Origin of the sequence: Flavobacterium sp. (genome assembly GCF_017744675.1) — a bacterium.
Taxonomy (GTDB): Bacteria; Bacteroidota; Bacteroidia; order Flavobacteriales; family Flavobacteriaceae; genus Flavobacterium.
This window is the reverse complement of the sequence record NZ_JAGIAV010000005.1, coordinates 305,874-323,631: the sequence shown is the minus strand read 5'-3', so window position 1 is coordinate 323,631 and position 17,758 is coordinate 305,874. Positions and strand designations below refer to the sequence as shown.

Sequence of the window (17,758 nt, the reverse complement as noted above, 5' to 3'; positions counted from 1 at the left end):
ATAAGCTATAAAATAGACTTTTGCTAAACAGATCCTATAAGATGTTTTAGATCTGAGATTTGATTCTCCCACAATTGTTTAGCTTCGCCTAATTCCTCTTTATCGGCAAAATCGACTACCATTAATGATACATCTTTAGTTAATTCATCTACTAAAATATGAAGCTCAAAAAAGTACTCAGTATCTTTACTGCTTTCGTCAACCCATTTAAATTTTACTTTTTCACCCGATTTTTTTGAAGCCAAGCGCGCTTTTTCCTGCGAATCGTTCCAAATGAAAGTAAAAAACTCACCTCTTGAATTGACATTGTCAGCAAACCATTCTTGTAAACCTGACGGCGTTGATATATATTGATACAATAATTGTGGCGAAGAATTGATCGGAAACTCGATTTCGTAACGTATTTTTGACTCCATGTGCTACTTTATTTTTTTTCGAAATATAAGAATATATGTCCAAAAACAATGCATTTTTAAAAATATTTTTTTTTCTTCATTTTATGCTTGTATGCTTTAATATTATTTATATCTTTGCACCCGCAATCAGGAATTCATGATAGCAGTCCAGGCGAGGTAGCTCAGTTGGTTAGAGCGCAGGATTCATAACCCTGAGGTCACGGGTTCAACTCCCGTCCTCGCTACTCAGAAAGTAAAACCCTTAAACAGAAATGTTTAAGGGTTTTTTATTATTTTTAAATAAAAATAACACTAGTTTTTATGGAAGGCGAAATAAATTTAAGCACTATTTTAAAGAATCTTAATCCAATTCTTAACGACGGAAAATATGTTTTTATAAAAGTAGATTCTATAGACTTGATTCCTTTTTCTAAAATTTTGTTCCTGTTTAAAGAACAAGAAGGAATTACTGTAGTGCTAGAAAAGCGTTTTGCAGAAGAACTTAATCTAAACTTTTCTTATGTTGCTTCTTGGATTACTTTAGAAGTTCATTCTTCTTTGGCTGCGGTAGGTTTGACTGCTGCATTTTCTCAGGCTTTAGGGAATGCCAATATTAGCTGTAATGTAGTTGCCGCTTATTTACACGACCATATATTTGTTGATGAAAATGACGCTCAGAAGGCAATGGATGTGTTATTAAAATTAAAAGAAGAAAATAAAAATTCTTTGTAATTAAAAAATCAAAAAATATCCGCGATAACTGCCATTAAAATAGTTATTTTGCAAAGGTAATTTATGAATATATGGATATAGTCAAATTTAAGATCACATCAAAAACAATAAAAGTCGAAGTACGTAATTCGAACAATTATGTTTTTAATTTTAATACTGCTTTAGAAATCGACAAAGCAGACAGAGATGTTTTATTAAAACTATATAATGCCTTAGATCTTCTTTTTAAGAAAGAAGCCACGATTGAAAACAAAAATTATATTTCGCCCAATCAAACCAATATCCTAGATCAGATTTCTGCTGCTGATTTGGAAAAGGATAATAATTAATTTCATCCAGAGACTATCTTTTGTAAATTAAAAACCATTTACAGTTAATTCTTTTAACCAATATCAAATGGATAACAAAATCATTTCCGAAAGAATAGTTGAGTTGAAAAACGCTGATCTCAAATTGAGAAACAAGCTTATTGAAAGCAAAAAACTTTCTGAAGGATATGATGAAGAAATGGAAAAACTGCATCAGCAAAATGCAATAATTTTAAATGAAATTATAAATACAATTGGTTATCCTACGATTGATAAAGTTGGGAAAGAAGCGAGCGAAGCTGCTTGGCTAATCATACAGCATTCTATTGGATCTCCAGATTTTATGAAACGATGTGCAGATCAATTGCAAAATGCAGTCAAAGAAAATCAAGCAGATCCTATTAATCTTGCCTATTTAATAGATAGAATAGCCGTCTTTGAAGGAAATCCACAACTTTACGGAACCCAATTTGATTGGGATGAAAAAGGAAATTTAAGTCCCAATTTATTCGATGACTTACAAATGGTAAATCAAAGAAGACAATCTATTGGACTTAACTCTCTTGAAGAGCAAACTGAAATTATTCGAAAACGAATAATACAAGAAAATCAATTGCCTCCCGAAGATTTCGAAAAACGAAAACAAGAAGCTCTTGAATGGAGAAGAAAAACAGGATGGATAAAATAACTTCAAATCCAACTGTAAGTCTAAATTAATCCCTCCTACTGTAAAAAGTCAATGGACAGTTTTTACCGATTCGAATAAAAACAGTAATTTTAATCTGTATCCTTAAAAAAAGACTTTTCTGTATCTGTACCCAAATCTTGAATAGCGATAATTTTGCTAAAAAAAGTCATGGAATCTAAAGTAGCAACACAGGAAAAAACAACATTTAGAGAAGTTTATGTATTTGACATGGAGATTTTGCAAAACATCTTTATTCAAAATATGCGTGAAAAAGCCGAAGATAAAATGCTATTTGGAGTGCCTTTTCTTCTCTCAGAAAAAAGCAATGTAATAAATGCGTTTGCCAGTTTAATACTGGATGAAAACAACGAAATCGGGTTTAAAATTTATGATGCTGGAAGTTTGACCAATTCAGACAAAGCAAAGTTTAATGCATACATTCAAAATTTTCTAACCAAAAAAAGAAGTGGCAATTTCAATAATGTTGCACAACTAAAACAAAGCACGGAACATTTTATTCACTATCTGAACTTTTAAACGCTAAAAAAAAGCAAATGAAGAATCGTGAGACATTATATTTAAAAATAGCTAAAATCATTGAAGATCAGATTCACAATGAAACCTTGGTGCTTGGCGACAAATTGCCTTCTGTCAGGAGCGCTCAAAAACTGTATAATGTTAGTCTAAACACCGTCAAGCAAGCGTATTTAGAACTCGAAAGCCGTTCGCTTATAGAATCACGCCCCAAAACAGGGTATTATGTAAGCAAAAGTTCGCAGCGCACAATGGCTCTCCCAACAATTGCCAGCATCAACAATCACGAAACAGGAAATACGCCCGAAGAGCTTATCGATAAAGTTTTCGGAACCATCAATCAATCAGATGTCACACAATTTGCACTGGGATTACCCGGAAAGAATTTTCTCCCTATTGCAAAACTAAATAAAGGCATTATTAATGCAGTTCGCAACAGAGATGATGCAGGAACAGCTTACGAGCCAGTTCAAGGGCCAGAAGAACTTCGCCGTGCTATTGCCAAATGGGCAATTGTAATGGAAGGAAAAATTACCGAAGATGATATTGTCATTACTTCTGGCGCTATGCATGCCATTTACAATGCGCTTATGGCGGTTACCTCTCCAGGCGACAGCGTGGCAATAGAAAGTCCTGCTTATTTCGGAATACTTCAGGCCATTAAGGAATTGGGATTAAAAGCAGTTGAAATTCCGACTCATCCTTTGTACGGCTTAGATCTAGAAGCTTTGAAAAAAGTACTTCCAGAAATAAAAGCATGCTGCTTTATTACCAATTTCAATAATCCAATGGGATTTCAAATGCCAGATGAGAATAAGAAGGAATTGGTTAAACTGATTACGTTATATAATGTTCCGTTGATTGAAGACGATATTTATGGCAATCTATATTTTGGTTCAGAACGCCCAAAGCCTTGCAAGTTTTATGATGAAGCTGGTTTGGTTTTATGGCTCGGATCGGTTTCTAAAACTCTTGCGCCAGGTTATCGCGTTGGATGGATTGCTCCAGGAAAATTTAAGGATAAAATAATCCGTCAAAAATTGGTGCAAACGGTCTGCAATTCTTCATTGTATTCGGATGTTATTACCGATTTTTTAGAACACGGGCGTTACGATCATCATTTGCGGACTTTCAGAAATAAACTTTATGCCAATTACCTTCAGATGAATCGCGCTGTTGAGGCTTATTTTCCAGACAATACCAAAATCGCACAGCCAAAAGGCGGTTTTATGTTATGGTTAGAATTAGACAAAAGAATATCCACAACAGAATTATTCAATACTGCCCTAAACCAGAAAGTCAATTTTGCGCCTGGGAGAATTTTTTCGCAATACAATCAGTACAACAACTGCATGCGTCTGAATTATGCTTTGGAATGGAACGAACGCGTAGAATCTGATTTGGAAAAATTGGGCAGAATAATAAAAAACAGTATTTAATAGAATTATGAAAAATAAAGATCAAGTAGAAATAGCAACCTATAATCCGAAGTATCAAAAAAGCTTTAAGGATTTAAACATAGAATGGATTTCGAATTATTTTGTAGTTGAACCAAATGATGTAAAAGCACTCGATCACGCTGAAGATTATATTATAAACAAAGGTGGAGAAATTTTTGCCGCGGTTTTAAATGATGAGGTTTTAGGCGTTTGTGCTTTAATAAAAAGTGACGGAAAAGATTACGATTATGAATTAGCCAAAATGGCTGTAAGTCCGAAAGCACAAGGAAAAGGCGTTGGATTGTTATTGGCAGAATCGGCAATAAAATGGGCAACGGAAAAAGGCGCTTCTAAAATTTATCTGGAAAGCAACACCAAACTGCAACCAGCCATTAAATTATATAAAAAACTAGGTTTTAAAGAGATAACAGGTCTTTCTTCGGCTTATGATAGAGTCGATATTCAGATGATGCTTGAGATAAATCTTTAAATTTAAATATCACATAAAAAACATCTCATCGTTCCAGTAAAAATAAACCCTTAGACTTTTTTGTTTGAGGGTTTTGCTTTTTAAAAATATTATTCAATTACCATCATAGACTAACAATTATTAAACAAAATACAACTCATTTATTTTCATTAAATTATAATCTACGGAAAGATTATTTTTACTATTTTTATTACAAACATTCTCTTTTTATTTATTATTAAAAAATTCCTGAATTTGATTTTTTCTGTTCAAAAAATCAAATCACTTTTTCGTGAAAAAAAATCAATTTTTAATCTTTAATAAATAATTACAATTATGAAAATCAGAAATTCTCAGTCCGATGGTTTTAACAAATTGATTACTAAAATTAGTTTGCTATTAATGTTGCTTCTGCCTCAATTTTTCATTGCGCAGAAAAAAGCCCCCAATGTAATTGTAATTATGACAGATGATGTTGGCTGGGGAGATCTTGGATGTTACGGCGGAGGTGTTATGCGAGGCGCTCCAACTCCAAATCTAGATCGTATGGCTGCAGAAGGTATGCGATTCGTAAATTATTATGGACAAGCGAGTTGTACAGCTGGCCGTGCCTCTTTTATCACGGGACGTATCCCGATCAGAACGGCACTTTCTTCTGTACTGGCACCTGGCGATCCTAATGGTCTAAGTGCAGAAACTCCTACCATTAGCGAAATGTTCAAAAAAGCTGGATATAGCACAATGTTTACAGGAAAATGGCATTTAGGAGATAAACAAGCCAATTATCCTACCTCTCATGGTTATGATGAAATGATTCATATGTTACCTTATTACGCTGGAGTTTATGCGTATGACAACAAGGAATTACATCCTAACTTTCCGTCTGATGATCCCGAGTTCATGAAAGTATGGAATACGATTAATCTAGGTGTTTTTGAAGGCAAAGCAGGGCAAGCGGCTAAGGCTGAAAAACAGAAATTCACTTTTGACGATTTAGCCACAGCTGATGATGATATTAGAACTGCCACGGTAGATTATATTAAAAAACATTCGGGAGATAAAAATCCATTTTTTATAACGGTTTGTTTCGAAAAAGTACACAATCCAAATAATCCTTCTCCACGCTGGAAAGGAAAATCTCCTGGAGGCGGAAAATATCTTGATGCCTTAATGGAAGTTGATGATAATAGCGGACAAATTATACAAGCGGTGCGTGATGCAAAAATTGACCAAAACACTTTGATAATCTGGACAACTGATAATGGTGCATGGTTAGATGCATGGCCAGATGCTGGATATACCCCATTTAGAGGTATGAAAGGTTCTGTCTATGAGGGCGGTTTCCGCGTTCCGGCTATTGCGTGGTGGCCAGGTCATATTAAAGCTGGTTCATTGAATACTGATATGTTTTCTCATATGGATTGGTGGCCAACTATTGCATCAATTATTGGCGCGCCAGTTCCAACTCATATCTGGAAAGACAACAATGGATCTTCAATTGTATTTGATGGCATTGATCTTAGTGCTTCTTTATTAGGTACGGGTCCTGGAAAACGAACCGATTTCTTTTATTTTGCCAGTCAGTTCCTGGGTGCTGTTCGCGTAAAAAATTTCAAATTTGCTCTTACAGCAAAAGACACTTGGCTAGGCACAGATAAAACACTGAGAGTTGCTGCGACTTATGATTTATTATGGGATCCTTCAGAACAATATGACATGACCTTTAATGGTGCTGCTCCAAACGGTGGCAATCAAACTTCTCCAGGTCGTTATAGCGGAACTGATAATGGATGGGCAGGAATGTATTTTGCTTCACACATTATTCCATTTTTAGAAGACATAAAAAAATATCCTAACAAAGAGTATATCCCATTTGGTGAAGGTTTAAGAGAAATGATTCCCGAAGGATTCAAATAAAATTAAATATCAATCGCAAAAGCATTAATTATTCTTTGTTTAAAAGCTAGAACTTGTGATTATCAATAAAAGAACCCCATTAAACAAAAATGTTCAATGGGGTTTTTAATAAAAATAATCTTCTTTTGTAACATTTCTTTAGCAAAAGCGTCCAATCTTAAATTTAATTACGGTTCTTTGTAACTTATTACATTCCCGATTTCAGATTGCTCAAATTTCTGAATACAATAATATTGAAACCAATGAGTTTAGACTAGGAAGCTAGTCACGATATTTTCGTTATGGACAATAAAAAATTTATTTTAAGTTTAAAAAAAGGTAATGAGGCAGCTTTCAAGGAGGTTTACTTCAGTTACTATGATAAACTAATAAATATTGCTCGACGATTTAATTCTTCTGTATTTACTCCCGAAGATTTTGTTCAAGAAACTTTCATTAGATTATACCATAAAAGAGAACTGCTTAACGAGGATGTTTTGTTAGACAAACAGCTATTTGTTATTTGCAAGAACCTCATCATCAATCACGTTAATAGAGAAAACAAAATAGTGCAGCTTGATCCTACTCAAGTTGACCTGCCGCAGGAAGAATCAGATTCAGGAATTTTTGAAGAACGACAAGAAAAATTGCAAAACTTCATAAATCAGCTTCCGGAGCAACAACAAAAAATATTCACTTTACACAAACTGGAAAACCTTAGCTATAAGGAGATTGCAGAAATAACGGATCTTTCTGAAAAGACCATTGCCAATCATATTTATCTCGCCAGTAAATTTATTCGAAAAAAAATCGAAAACCATTAGGAACTTTTTAGTTCTCGTTTGTTATACTAAAAAACAAGGACTAAAAAATGCACATTGAAGCTTATAAAACTAATGTTCGAACAAAAAAAGATGCAAGTTTACTTGTGGCTCTTTTACAGTTCGTTATTTCAGATTGTATTATAAATTTCGATTTCAAAAATCGCGAAAGAATTCTTAGAATCGAAACGAATAGAGAAATCAAAGAAATGGTTTATGGTGTTTTTACTAAACAAGGATTTTACTGCAAAAAGCTTTAACACCTAAAAAATTATGAACAAGGAAAATTTTGATGAAGAGTTTGAAAAATTATGGAACGAAACTCCCGATTCACATTCAGATGATGTAAAAGAAAATTCGTGGGAAGAATTTCATGCTAAAACTTTTGCAGAAAAGAAAAGAAGGTTTAAGCCTTGGCATCTTTACGCCGCTGCTTCGGTTTTACTTTTTGCGCTTATCGGAACTGGAATTTATTTCAACAATGGAACTTTGGCTGAAAGTGCTGTTGTTGCCGAGAATACGATTGAAAATACAACCTCGGTAATAAAATTTGTCTTTTTGCCAGACAGTTCAAGAGTAGAATTGGCTCCAAATTCTAAAATTATTTACGGAAACGATTTTGCTTTAAACAGAAAAATCCAAATGTGTGGTGAAGCGTATTTTAAAGTTAAAAAAGACAAACAGCATCCTTTTCAGGTTTTCTGTGATGAAACTACAACTACCGTTTTAGGAACTTCTTTTATAGTAAAAGAATCTAAAAATGAAGAAGTGACAGTAGAACTTTTTGAAGGAAGCGTTCAGATGAATGTAAAAGGCAAGACCCAAAAATGGATACTGAAACCTGGAGAAAAATTCACCTACGGAAACCAAACGGCTTCAGTTACAGAATTCAGCCCATTTATAGATTTTGACAACCAAAAACTTTCTACTGTAAGCCTTTATATCGAAGAAACGTATGGATATAAAGTGAGTCTTCCGAAAGAAAATCAGGATCAGAAAATTACGATCCGAATCAATAAAAAAGAAGATTTAAAGACAATTTTACAATTATTATCAGAAATGTATAACCTAAACTTTGAAATAAATGAAGATTTAAAAGAGATCACTTTTCAATGAAAAACAAGAAAGGATGCAAGCCGCGAAACTACACATCCTCCTAATGTTCAGGATAACATTAAGTTATCCATTTAATAATATTCAAAAATACAAAAATTCATGAAGCATATAATTTCAGCGTGCTTTTTTTTATTCAGTTTGTGTATGTCTGCTCAAAGCGTTACCGTAACTGTAGATCAAAATGTAACCTTAAAAGAATTCTTTAAACAGATTGAAAGTCAAACCAATTTTAAATTTGCTTTTACTGACCAAATTGATACTAATAAAAAGTATTTTACTCAAAAAAGCACTTTCAAAAATACCGACATCAGCAAGCTTATCGCAGAATTGAACCAAACTTCGTCTGTGCAATTTTCCATCGTAGGCAGCAATATTTTTGTGAAACAGAAAGCTCAAGTTCAAAAGCCTATCAAAAAAAAAAGTAAGCTGACTGGGCATGTTTTAGATGACGAAAGACAACCGGTTATTGGCGCTAATATCTACATTAAAGAATTGGAAACAAGCGCTATAACAGATGCTAACGGAAAATACAGTATTGAAGTTCCAAACGGAAGCTATACCGTTCAGGTGAGTTATGTTGGATTTAAAAATGAAGAAAAAAGAGTTTCTGTATCAGACGACACCAAAGTCAATTTCAATGTCGATGCTGATAGCCAGCAATTGGGAGAAGTTATTGTAATGAACAATAAAGCGGTTGACATTAAAACTACACAAATGAGTGTGAACAAGCTTTCTATGCAGGAAATCAAGAAAATTCCAGTTGCAATGGGCGAACCAGATCCTTTAAAATCGATTTTGACGCTTCCTGGAGTTACCAATGCTGGAGAAGCTTCTTCGGGTTTTAACGTTCGTGGTGGTGCAGCCGATCAGAATCTAATTCTTCTGGATGGCGCTCCCGTTTATGCAGATTCGCATATGTTTGGATTCTTTTCTATTTTCAATGCTGATATTGTAAATGGTTTGGATTTGTATAAAGGAGGAATTCCGTCAAAATTTGGAGGTCGCGTTTCTTCGGTACTAGATGTTACGCAACAAACGGGAGATTTTGAAGAATATAAAGTAAATGGAGGAATCGGAATTATCTCAAGCCGACTTTTAGTTCAAGGTCCGCTACAAAAAGAAAAAGGCTCTTTTATTCTTTCTGGTCGTGCTTCTTATGCTCATTTATTTATGAAACTGGCTGATAATAATAATTCGGCTATGTTTTATGATTTAAATACAAAATTGAATTATCGTTTTAATGCCAAAAACACGCTTTCGTTTTCTGGTTATTTCGGGAATGATGTATTTGATATTAACGATCGTTTTGCGAGTACTTACGGAAGCACAATGGGAATTTTAAGCTGGAAACACAAATTTTCTGACCGTTTAAACAGCAATTTATCTACCTTCTATAGTGATTACAGATTTAATCTAGAAATTCCGATTGAAACCTTCAAATGGAACAGCAACATTCAGAGTTACGGGTTGAAATACAATTGGAATTTCCAGCAGTCTGAGAAATTTAAAATCAATTACGGTATCGATGGTTTGTATTATAATTTCAATCCTGGAGTTGTACAGCCAACTTCTCCAAATTCGCAGTTTAATTACATGCAGCTGGATAAAAAATATGCTTTAGAAGCTTCTGCCTTTGTTGATTTTGAAAATCAAATTACAGAAAAACTGACTTTCCGTTACGGACTACGTTATAGTATGTTTTACCGTTTAGGAGACGAAAAGATCAGCACTTATGAAAATGGTCAGGCTGTAGTGTATAACCCGTTGTACAATATTTACGAAGAAGGAACTCCAAACGGGAGTATCTCTTACGGAAAAGGAAAGACGATCAGTAAGTTCAATAATTTTGAGCCGAGAGCTGCCTTGTCTTATGCTTTTAATGACGAAAATTCTATAAAAGCGAGTTACAACAGAATGGCACAGTACATTCATATTTTATCCAACACGCAATCTCCATTGCCAATGAGCATCTGGACTCCAAGCGGACCGTTTACAAAACCTCAGCTTTTGGATCAGTACGCTATGGGTTATTTTAGAAATTTCAGAGATGGAGATTACTCTTTAGAAACCGAATTATTTTATAAAAATGTTCAAAATCGTATTGATTATATTGACGGCGCTGATATTTTGGCTAACAACAATATTGAGCAGGTGATTCTAAACGGAAAAGCCAGATCGTATGGAATGGAATTGTTGTTTAGAAAAAATACAGGAGTTTTCACCGGATGGGTTTCGTATACTTTATCAAGAGCTGAACAGAAAACACCAGGAAGAACTCCAGAAGAACCGGGAATTGCAAATGGAAACTGGTATTTATCTGGATATGACAAATTGCACAATTTAAGCATTGTAGGAAGTTACGAGCTGAATCCGAAATGGTCTTTTAATGGAAATTTCACTTTACAATCTGGCCAGCCGGTAACGTATGCTAATGGATATTACGAAATGGGCGGCATTCATGTTCCAAATTATTCTTTGAGAAATGAAAACAGATTGCCACTTTTCCACCATCTTGATCTGGCTGCGACGTACACGCCAAAACCAGACAAAAAGAAAGGATGGCAGAGCTATTGGGTATTTAGCCTTTACAATGTTTACAACAGAAAAAATGCTGCTTCTATGAGTTTTACAACCAATGAAGACACAGGCGCAAATGAAACCAGAAGACTTTCGATTTTCGGAATTGTACCTGGAGTTACTTATAATTTTAAATTTTAATGCTATGAATAAATTGAAAAAATATATGATGAACAGAGCACTGGCATTAATAAGTCTTCTTTTTGTTTTTTCTTTCGCTTCATGCGAAGAAGTCGTTAATTTAGATTTGCCAACTGGCGAAACCAAACTGGTAATCGATGCTGAAATTATCTGGAAAAAAGGAACTGATGGAAAAGAGCAAACTATAAAAATTAGTAAAACAGCTCCTTATTACAACAATTCTACACCAAAAGTTTCGGGCGCGCAAGTACGAATAGAAAACGGCAGCGGGGATGTTTTTACTTTTAACGAAACTGAAGCTGGAGTTTATAAATGCACTAATTTTGTTCCAGTACTAAATGCCGATTATAAATTGTTTATTACTGCCGAAGGACAAAGTTTCACAGCAGTTGAAAAACTGACTTCTGTAACTCCAATTACTAAAATTGAGCAAAATATTGTTCCTGATTTTAGCGGAAAAGATATCATTGAACTGACTTATTATTATAATGATCCAGCAGATGAGGTCAATTATTATGTAACCGATTATCAAAGTTCATTTTTGATTTACCCAGAATATGGAATCACAAATGATGAATTCCTTAACGGAAACGAAATCAGTACAAGATACTCTCATGAAGATAAAATGAAACCTGGAAACACGGTAACAATTACGCATCGAGGAGTTTCTAAAAATTTCTATAATTATTGGAAATTAATTCTGGAAGCTTCTGTTTCGAATCCGTTTTCTGTTCCTCCAGGAAGCATTAGAGGAAACATTGTAAATACGAGTGATATTAATAATTATGCATTCGGTTATTTTAGACTTTGCGAAGCCGATCAGGTTCCTTATGTAGTAAAATAAAATGGTTATCCATAAAAAGACAAAAGCCTTAAACGTGATGTTTAAGGCTTTTGTCTTTTCCAATCTGCTTTATCGATTTCATACACAAAATTCAATTTTGGTTTTTCACCAAAATAAGCCACTTCTTCTTCGGCTATTTTCTGGGCTCCTACTCTTGAAATTGCAATTTGTGAACGGATATTTTCTGCGCCAATATGAAATCTAACTTTAGAAACATATTCAAAAAGATAATCCAGCATTGTCTTTTTTACGCTTAAATTAAAACCTTTTCCCCAACATGAAACAGCATAAAAAGTATAACCAATAAAAACACAATCATCTTCAGGATTGTAATCATAAAATCTTGTACTTCCGACAACTTCTCCAGTTTCTTTGTTTATAATTTTAAAAGCACCTTTGCTTTCTATGGCTCCTTCAAAAAACTTTTCAAAAACTTCTTTTTTCCATCGGTCTTTGTTTGGATGCTGTTCCCAAATTTTAGGATCGGAAGCTACTTGATACAAGGCATCAAAATCTGTTTCTTCTAAAGGAGATAGAATGCAAAGGTCATTTTCTAAAATGGGTTGTAAATTAAAATTCATTATTTTTTATTTTTATAACACTAACTCTTCAAAAATTGGTTCTACCAAAAGCGACGCATACAAAGATTCTATAGCATGTTTAGAACCGTGTATTTGCCATTCTAAAACAACATGATCTAGATTACGGCGTTGTGTCATCAGTTTTGATTTTACACCATAAGCAGAAAAAAGTTCCTTGCACCTTTCGTGTCCATTATCGGAACGTTTAAAAGTTATTCGCAACACTTTATGTTCGTTGATAAGGTCAATTTTATCCTGAAGAACGGTTAGCATCGTTAGAATTAAAAGAATCATAAGCGCCGCACAAGCCGAAGCAAAGTAATACCCCGCTCCTACTCCCATACTAACTGCCGCAACAGACCATATTGCGGCTGCAGTAGTAATACCGCTTACATGACTGTCTGATCTAAAGATTACTCCCGCACAAAGAAAACCTAATCCTGTGACAATATTAGAAGCAATTCGGTCTGGATTTCCTGGTCCGCCAATCCATTCGGACATTAAGGTAAAGAAACAAGCGCCAACAGAAATCATTATGGTGGTGCGAAGCCCGGCAGCTTTTCCCCGATATTCTCTTTCGGCACCAATTAAAGCTCCCCAAAATGCCGCCAAAAGCAATCTTATGATAATTTCTATTTCCATTTAAAGTCTTCGTATTTTTTCAAATAAAATTACATAAAAAACACAAAAAAACCTCCAAAATCAATAGGACTTTGAAGGCTTTTGGTTTCTCTAAGATTCTACTTTAATCAATTTATCGAGAATTATTTCTTTATGCTTTGCACCCCATTCGCTTAATTGGCACCAGATTGGCACTAATTCCTTCGCAATATCTGTTAACTCATAATCAACTCTTGGAGGAACTTCGGGGTGTACGGTTCTTTTGACTAATGCTTCTTTTTCTAACTCACGAAGCTGGAGCGTAAGCATACGTTCAGTAATGCCGCTTATTTGATTACGCAATTCACTAAACCTCAACTTTCCGTTTTCAAGTTTGCAGAGAATAAGCAGTTTCCATCTGCCTCCAATTTTACATACCGCATAAGTTAGATTGCAGCTCTCCATAATATAACTTTCGTTCAACATATTAGTTGAATTTTCTTTTCTTTTTCCCATTACTTACAAAATTGTTAGTACCACACATTTAGATGCGTACTACGCAAAATTAATGATTACACTATAAGTTTGTTGCCTATTTTAAAACAAATAACATGAATTTATCAGAACAAGTGCATAAGACATTAGCTTTTATTCAAGACATTGAAGTTCCAACAAATCTTACTTCTTGGGAAACAGGAAGGCTTTTTTACGAAAAATTTATTCCATTAGCAGGAGAAAAAGAAACTGTTTTTCAAATCGAAGAACAAACTATATCAAGAGAGGAACATTCAATTCGGTTACGAATTTATCGCCCCAATGATGCCGAAAATCTTCCTGTCATTATTTATTTTCACGGAGGCTGGTTCAATGCCGGAAGTCTTGATTCTCATGATACGCCATTGCGCCAATTCACCAATCTTATACAAGCCACTATTATTTCAGTAGATTATAGACTTGCCCCCGAACATCCTTTCCCTTCTGGACTAAACGATTGTGAATTTGCTGTGGAATGGATTATAGAGAATGCTTCTTCACTTCATATCAATGCAGATAACATTTCTATTGCTGGAGATAGTGCTGGAGGTGCTTTAGCAGCTACAATTACTAGAAAATTCCGTAAAAAAATTAAAACACAATTACTTATTTACCCGGTTACAGACAATTCTTTAGAAACAGCTTCTTGGAATGAATTTCAGAATGGCCCGTTATTAAATTTAGAAGGCGGTATTCAGGCTTGGAATTGGTATCTGCCAGCAATAAAAAATCAAAATAATCCTGATGCTATTCCTTTACTAGCAGATGATTTAGAGACATTGCCTCCAACATTTATAGCCGTTGCCGAATATGATCCTTTGAGAGATGAAGCAATTGAATATGCTGAAAAACTGAAAGCAAAAGAAGTAACAGTAAAGCTTAATTTATACGAAGGAACTACGCATGGATTTTTTCAAATGGGCAGATTTATTCCAGAGGCTAAAGTTGTAATGCAAGACATGGTTGATTTTTTTAAAACATACAATTCTACAAAATGAAAAAATACGCTTATATAGGATGTTTAGGATTTATAGCCGTTATCACTACCGAGTTTGGTGTTATTGGCATTTTACCTCAAATAGCAGAACACTACGATATTTCGATTGACAGAGCTGGAATGCTTCTAAGTGCCTTTGCTTTGGTCATTGCATTGACAGGGCCATTTATGACTTTATTGGTTTCGGGTTTTGATCGTAAAAAAATAATGATAACAGCAATCTCCATTTTTCTTCTTACCGGAATTATATCATCATTTTCTCCTCCTTTTTGGCTATTAATGCTAGTACGAATATTGCCTGCATTTTTACAGCCTGTTTATATTGCCACGGCTTTATCTGTAGCCGTTTCAAAAGGAGATAAAAAGAATGAAAACGAACTAATGAGCATTGTTTTTAGTGGAGTAGCCATTGCAATGGTTTCTACTGTTCCGTTTGCAACTTGGCTCGCTAGTAAATTGTCTTGGGAATATTCATTTGTTATTCAATCTATTGTTAGTCTTATTGCTTTGTTTGTTGTTTATTTTTTCCTTCCGAATATGCCTGTAAGAGAGAAAAAATCTTATGGCAGTCAGTTAAAAATATTGAAGCAACCTACATTTATTATAAGCACGGTTATGAATTTTTTCATGATCTCAGCATGGTTTTCTACTTATAGTTATTTTGCCGAATATCTTAATAAAGCCAAAGGGATGGACAATACAATGGTTAGTTATATGCTGCTTTTATTTGGCATTGTTGGAATTATCGCCAATCGTTTTTCTGGAAAAATGTTGAATAAAAATATAACCAATACGACCGCATTGTTTTTGTCTGGCACTATTCTCATTCCGATATTTTTGCATTTTTCAGGCACCAATACCATAGCTGTAATTTTCGTTATTGCATTATGGGGATTTTTATATTCGCCAAGTTTTTTAAATGCTTCGACTTATATGATTTCATCAGCTCCCAATTCTTTAGAGTTTGCCAATAGCCTTGCTACTTCATTCGGAAATATGGGAATTACATTAGGAACAACAATTGGAGGATGGATTATTGCTACAAAAGGTGTTCAATACACGCCTTGGCTTACTCTTGTTTTTGGTATATTGGCATTTTCAATGATAATCATTCGAAGATATTTGGAGAAAAGCAATGAACTCCTGCAAACTAGCAATTCTATAGTCTAGAATAAGTTTGATAAAAAAACCTTCAGGTTCAAATTGAATCTGAAGGTTTTTCCACTTTATCTAAAACTTACTTATATTCTTTCTCTTTCTGCGCGTACCAATCTTTCATGACATAAAAAGCTTTCTTTTTAATTCCTTGATCTGAAATTAATCCTTTTCGGTTAAAGAAATCCTGAATGTTTGGCAATTGTCTTCTTGGTGATCTAAAATCGACTAAAATCCAAGGAGAAACTCCGGCCAGACCTTCAATTCGATTGAACATCTGTGTGTTTTGAATGTATAATTCTTCCTGATATTCTTCGTTCCAGCGTTCTTTTTTATCGCCGTGAAGACCTTGCAAAGCTTCGCCTCCAAATTCACTTATAATAACGGGTTTGTTATACGGAATTACCCATTGCATGTCTTTGCAAGATTCATTTGTTCCTCTGTACCAACCCAAATATTGATTGAAACTCACTATATCTACATATTCATTCATATTGTCATGAAGTGTATTAATATTATTGGAGCTTGAAGTAACTTCCATCGCCATACTAATTAAACGAGAGTTGTCTTGCGTTCGAGCATATTTTGCCAATTTGCTTAAGAAAAGATCTCGATCATCACCATGCGGCGTTTCGTTTGCAATAGACCAAATTACAATTCCGCATCGGTTTTTATCTCTGTAAATCATATCGTGCAATTGATGCTCTGCATTGGCATACGTATCTGGATTTGTCCAAGAAATCGTCCAATAAACGGGAACTTCAGACCAAATCATTAGTCCCATTTTTTCGGCTTGTCTTACCATATTTTCGTTGTGGGGATAATGTGCCAAACGAACATAATTACAACCCAACTCTTTTGCCCAAGTCAGTAAAGTAATTGCATCTTGCTCAGACCATGCTCTTCCTGATCTGAAAGGTGCTTCTTCATGAATACTTATTCCACGCAAAAAGACTTTTTTTCCGTTTAAAAGGATTTCTTTTCCTTTGGTTTCAATAGTTCTAAAACCAATTTGATCTACAATATTTTCATCTGCTTTGCTTATGGTCACCTCATATAATTTTGGTTTTTCAGGTGTCCATAAAACTGGATTGGCTCTTATTTCGAAATACGCCATTCCTTTTGCATCAGTCGTAACACTTTTTTTGATTTTTAATTCCGGAATAGAAACTGAAACTGACTGATTTCCCGTTTCATTATTCAATTTTATCCAGCCCGAAATTTTACCTTTTTCTTTTTTATCCAATTGAACCAGATAATCTTCAATATACGTGCTCGGAACTTGAGCTAAAGTCACGTCTCTGGTGATTCCGCCGTAATTCCACCAATCCATGTTTACTGTTGGGACATTGTCTTTATGGCGTTTATTGTCGACTTTTACTACTACGAAATTATTTCCGTCGACTAATAAATCGGTTACATCAAAATTGAAAGGTGTGTAACCGCCAACATGTGTTCCTGCCATTTTTCCGTTTACATAGACTTTCGCATCATAATTAACAGCTGCGAAATGCAGAATCCCTTTGGTTTTAGTATCTTTTTTATAATTAAAATCTTTCTGAAACCAAACTGTTCCTTCGTAAAAAAACAATCTTTGATCTTTCGAATTCCAATCTGACGGAATATCCATAACTGCTGAGGTTGCAAAATTATATTCGCTTAATTCTGTGGTGTTCCATTTTTTATTTTCGAAAAATCCGTTGTTTTTAAAAGGCTCCAAGCGGTAATTGTAATAGCCGTTTTCGAGAGGATCTACAATATATCTCCATTTTCCGTTTAACGTAATGTTGCTTCTAGCTGCAATATTAGTCACTAATGGAATTTCTTGTGCTATTGTTTTTCCAATTAAAAGAAAAGCACAACACAGCATTATCATCTTTCTAGTAGTTAAAATCATTTTGGTTTAAAAAGGTCTTTAGTTAGTAAAATAT

At 34.4% G+C, this 17,758-nt stretch carries 18 protein-coding genes and 1 tRNA gene; 14 read left to right on the top strand and 5 right to left on the bottom strand.

All coding sequences use genetic code 11. The features are described from left to right. Window positions 1-23 precede the first annotated feature (23 nt). Window positions 24-416: an START-like domain-containing protein gene (locus J7574_RS18470; protein ID WP_290972065.1), complete on the bottom strand. Its 393-nt coding sequence runs from the start codon at window positions 414-416 to the stop codon at window positions 24-26. Between the two features lie 150 nt (window positions 417-566). Here J7574_RS18470 and J7574_RS18465 point away from each other — a divergent pair. The 12 genes from J7574_RS18465 (at window position 567) to J7574_RS18410 (ending at window position 11,960) form a co-directional block, all read left to right on the top strand. Then, a tRNA-Met gene (locus J7574_RS18465) sits at window positions 567-640 on the top strand. Between the two features lie 76 nt (window positions 641-716). Next, complete coding sequence (locus J7574_RS18460; RefSeq protein ID WP_290972063.1) at window positions 717-1,127, top strand: ACT domain-containing protein; 411 nt, start codon at window positions 717-719, stop codon at window positions 1,125-1,127. A gap of 71 nt (window positions 1,128-1,198) precedes the next feature. Next, window positions 1,199-1,456: a hypothetical protein gene (locus J7574_RS18455; protein WP_290972060.1), complete on the top strand. Its 258-nt coding sequence runs from the start codon at window positions 1,199-1,201 to the stop codon at window positions 1,454-1,456. A gap of 67 nt (window positions 1,457-1,523) precedes the next feature. Further along, window positions 1,524-2,123 (top strand): DUF6624 domain-containing protein, encoded by a 600-nt coding sequence (locus J7574_RS18450; protein ID WP_290972057.1) that lies wholly within the window; start codon window positions 1,524-1,526, stop codon window positions 2,121-2,123. Window positions 2,124-2,291: 168 nt separating this feature from the next. Then, the gene (locus tag J7574_RS18445) at window positions 2,292-2,660 is read left to right on the top strand and encodes a hypothetical protein (protein WP_290972054.1); all 369 of its coding nucleotides are present in this window, start codon (window positions 2,292-2,294) and stop codon (window positions 2,658-2,660) included. Window positions 2,661-2,677: 17 nt separating this feature from the next. Beyond that, complete coding sequence (locus J7574_RS18440) at window positions 2,678-4,096, top strand: PLP-dependent aminotransferase family protein (RefSeq protein ID WP_290972051.1); 1,419 nt, start codon at window positions 2,678-2,680, stop codon at window positions 4,094-4,096. Window positions 4,097-4,103: 7 nt separating this feature from the next. Continuing rightward, on the top strand, window positions 4,104-4,586 hold the full coding sequence (locus J7574_RS18435; RefSeq protein WP_290972049.1) for a GNAT family N-acetyltransferase: 483 nt from the start codon (window positions 4,104-4,106) through the stop codon (window positions 4,584-4,586). A 315-nt stretch (window positions 4,587-4,901) separates the two neighbouring features. Further along, entirely contained in the window at window positions 4,902-6,482 is a 1,581-nt protein-coding gene (locus tag J7574_RS18430; RefSeq protein WP_290972047.1) for an arylsulfatase, read from the top strand. Between the two features lie 281 nt (window positions 6,483-6,763). Next, the gene (locus J7574_RS18425) at window positions 6,764-7,285 is read left to right on the top strand and encodes a sigma-70 family RNA polymerase sigma factor (protein WP_290972044.1); all 522 of its coding nucleotides are present in this window, start codon (window positions 6,764-6,766) and stop codon (window positions 7,283-7,285) included. 270 nt (window positions 7,286-7,555) lie between these two features. Next, window positions 7,556-8,398 carry a FecR family protein gene (locus tag J7574_RS18420; RefSeq protein ID WP_290972041.1) on the top strand — a complete coding sequence of 281 codons (843 nt, stop codon included), beginning with the start codon at window positions 7,556-7,558 and terminating at the stop codon, window positions 8,396-8,398. Window positions 8,399-8,497: 99 nt separating this feature from the next. Then, window positions 8,498-11,116 carry a TonB-dependent receptor gene (locus J7574_RS18415; protein ID WP_290972038.1) on the top strand — a complete coding sequence of 873 codons (2,619 nt, stop codon included), beginning with the start codon at window positions 8,498-8,500 and terminating at the stop codon, window positions 11,114-11,116. Window positions 11,117-11,120: 4 nt separating this feature from the next. After that, window positions 11,121-11,960, top strand: coding sequence for a DUF4249 domain-containing protein (locus J7574_RS18410; protein WP_290972035.1), 840 nt, complete (start codon window positions 11,121-11,123; stop codon window positions 11,958-11,960). 41 nt (window positions 11,961-12,001) lie between these two features. Here J7574_RS18410 and J7574_RS18405 read toward each other — a convergent pair whose 3' ends face one another. The 3 genes from J7574_RS18405 to J7574_RS18395 all read right to left on the bottom strand — a co-directional run bounded on the left by J7574_RS18405 (window position 12,002) and on the right by J7574_RS18395 (window position 13,657). Then, window positions 12,002-12,541, bottom strand: a complete 540-nt coding sequence (locus tag J7574_RS18405; RefSeq protein WP_290972032.1) for a GNAT family N-acetyltransferase — start codon at window positions 12,539-12,541, stop codon at window positions 12,002-12,004. A gap of 12 nt (window positions 12,542-12,553) precedes the next feature. Continuing rightward, on the bottom strand, window positions 12,554-13,183 hold the full coding sequence (locus J7574_RS18400; RefSeq protein WP_290972029.1) for an MgtC/SapB family protein: 630 nt from the start codon (window positions 13,181-13,183) through the stop codon (window positions 12,554-12,556). Between the two features lie 90 nt (window positions 13,184-13,273). Continuing rightward, the gene (locus J7574_RS18395; protein ID WP_290972026.1) at window positions 13,274-13,657 is read right to left on the bottom strand and encodes a helix-turn-helix domain-containing protein; all 384 of its coding nucleotides are present in this window, start codon (window positions 13,655-13,657) and stop codon (window positions 13,274-13,276) included. Window positions 13,658-13,752: 95 nt separating this feature from the next. Between J7574_RS18395 and J7574_RS18390 the strand changes: the two genes are divergently transcribed. Next, the gene (locus tag J7574_RS18390; RefSeq protein WP_290972023.1) at window positions 13,753-14,673 is read left to right on the top strand and encodes an alpha/beta hydrolase; all 921 of its coding nucleotides are present in this window, start codon (window positions 13,753-13,755) and stop codon (window positions 14,671-14,673) included. Beyond that, window positions 14,670-15,842, top strand: coding sequence for an MFS transporter (locus J7574_RS18385; protein ID WP_290972020.1), 1,173 nt, complete (start codon window positions 14,670-14,672; stop codon window positions 15,840-15,842). The genes J7574_RS18390 and J7574_RS18385 overlap by 4 nt, the downstream gene beginning before the upstream one ends. A 67-nt stretch (window positions 15,843-15,909) precedes the next feature. On the opposite strand, the gene J7574_RS18380 is transcribed toward J7574_RS18385, so the two are convergent. After that, on the bottom strand, window positions 15,910-17,724 hold the full coding sequence (locus tag J7574_RS18380) for a glycoside hydrolase family 2 protein (RefSeq protein ID WP_290972017.1): 1,815 nt from the start codon (window positions 17,722-17,724) through the stop codon (window positions 15,910-15,912). Window positions 17,725-17,758 lie beyond the last annotated feature (34 nt).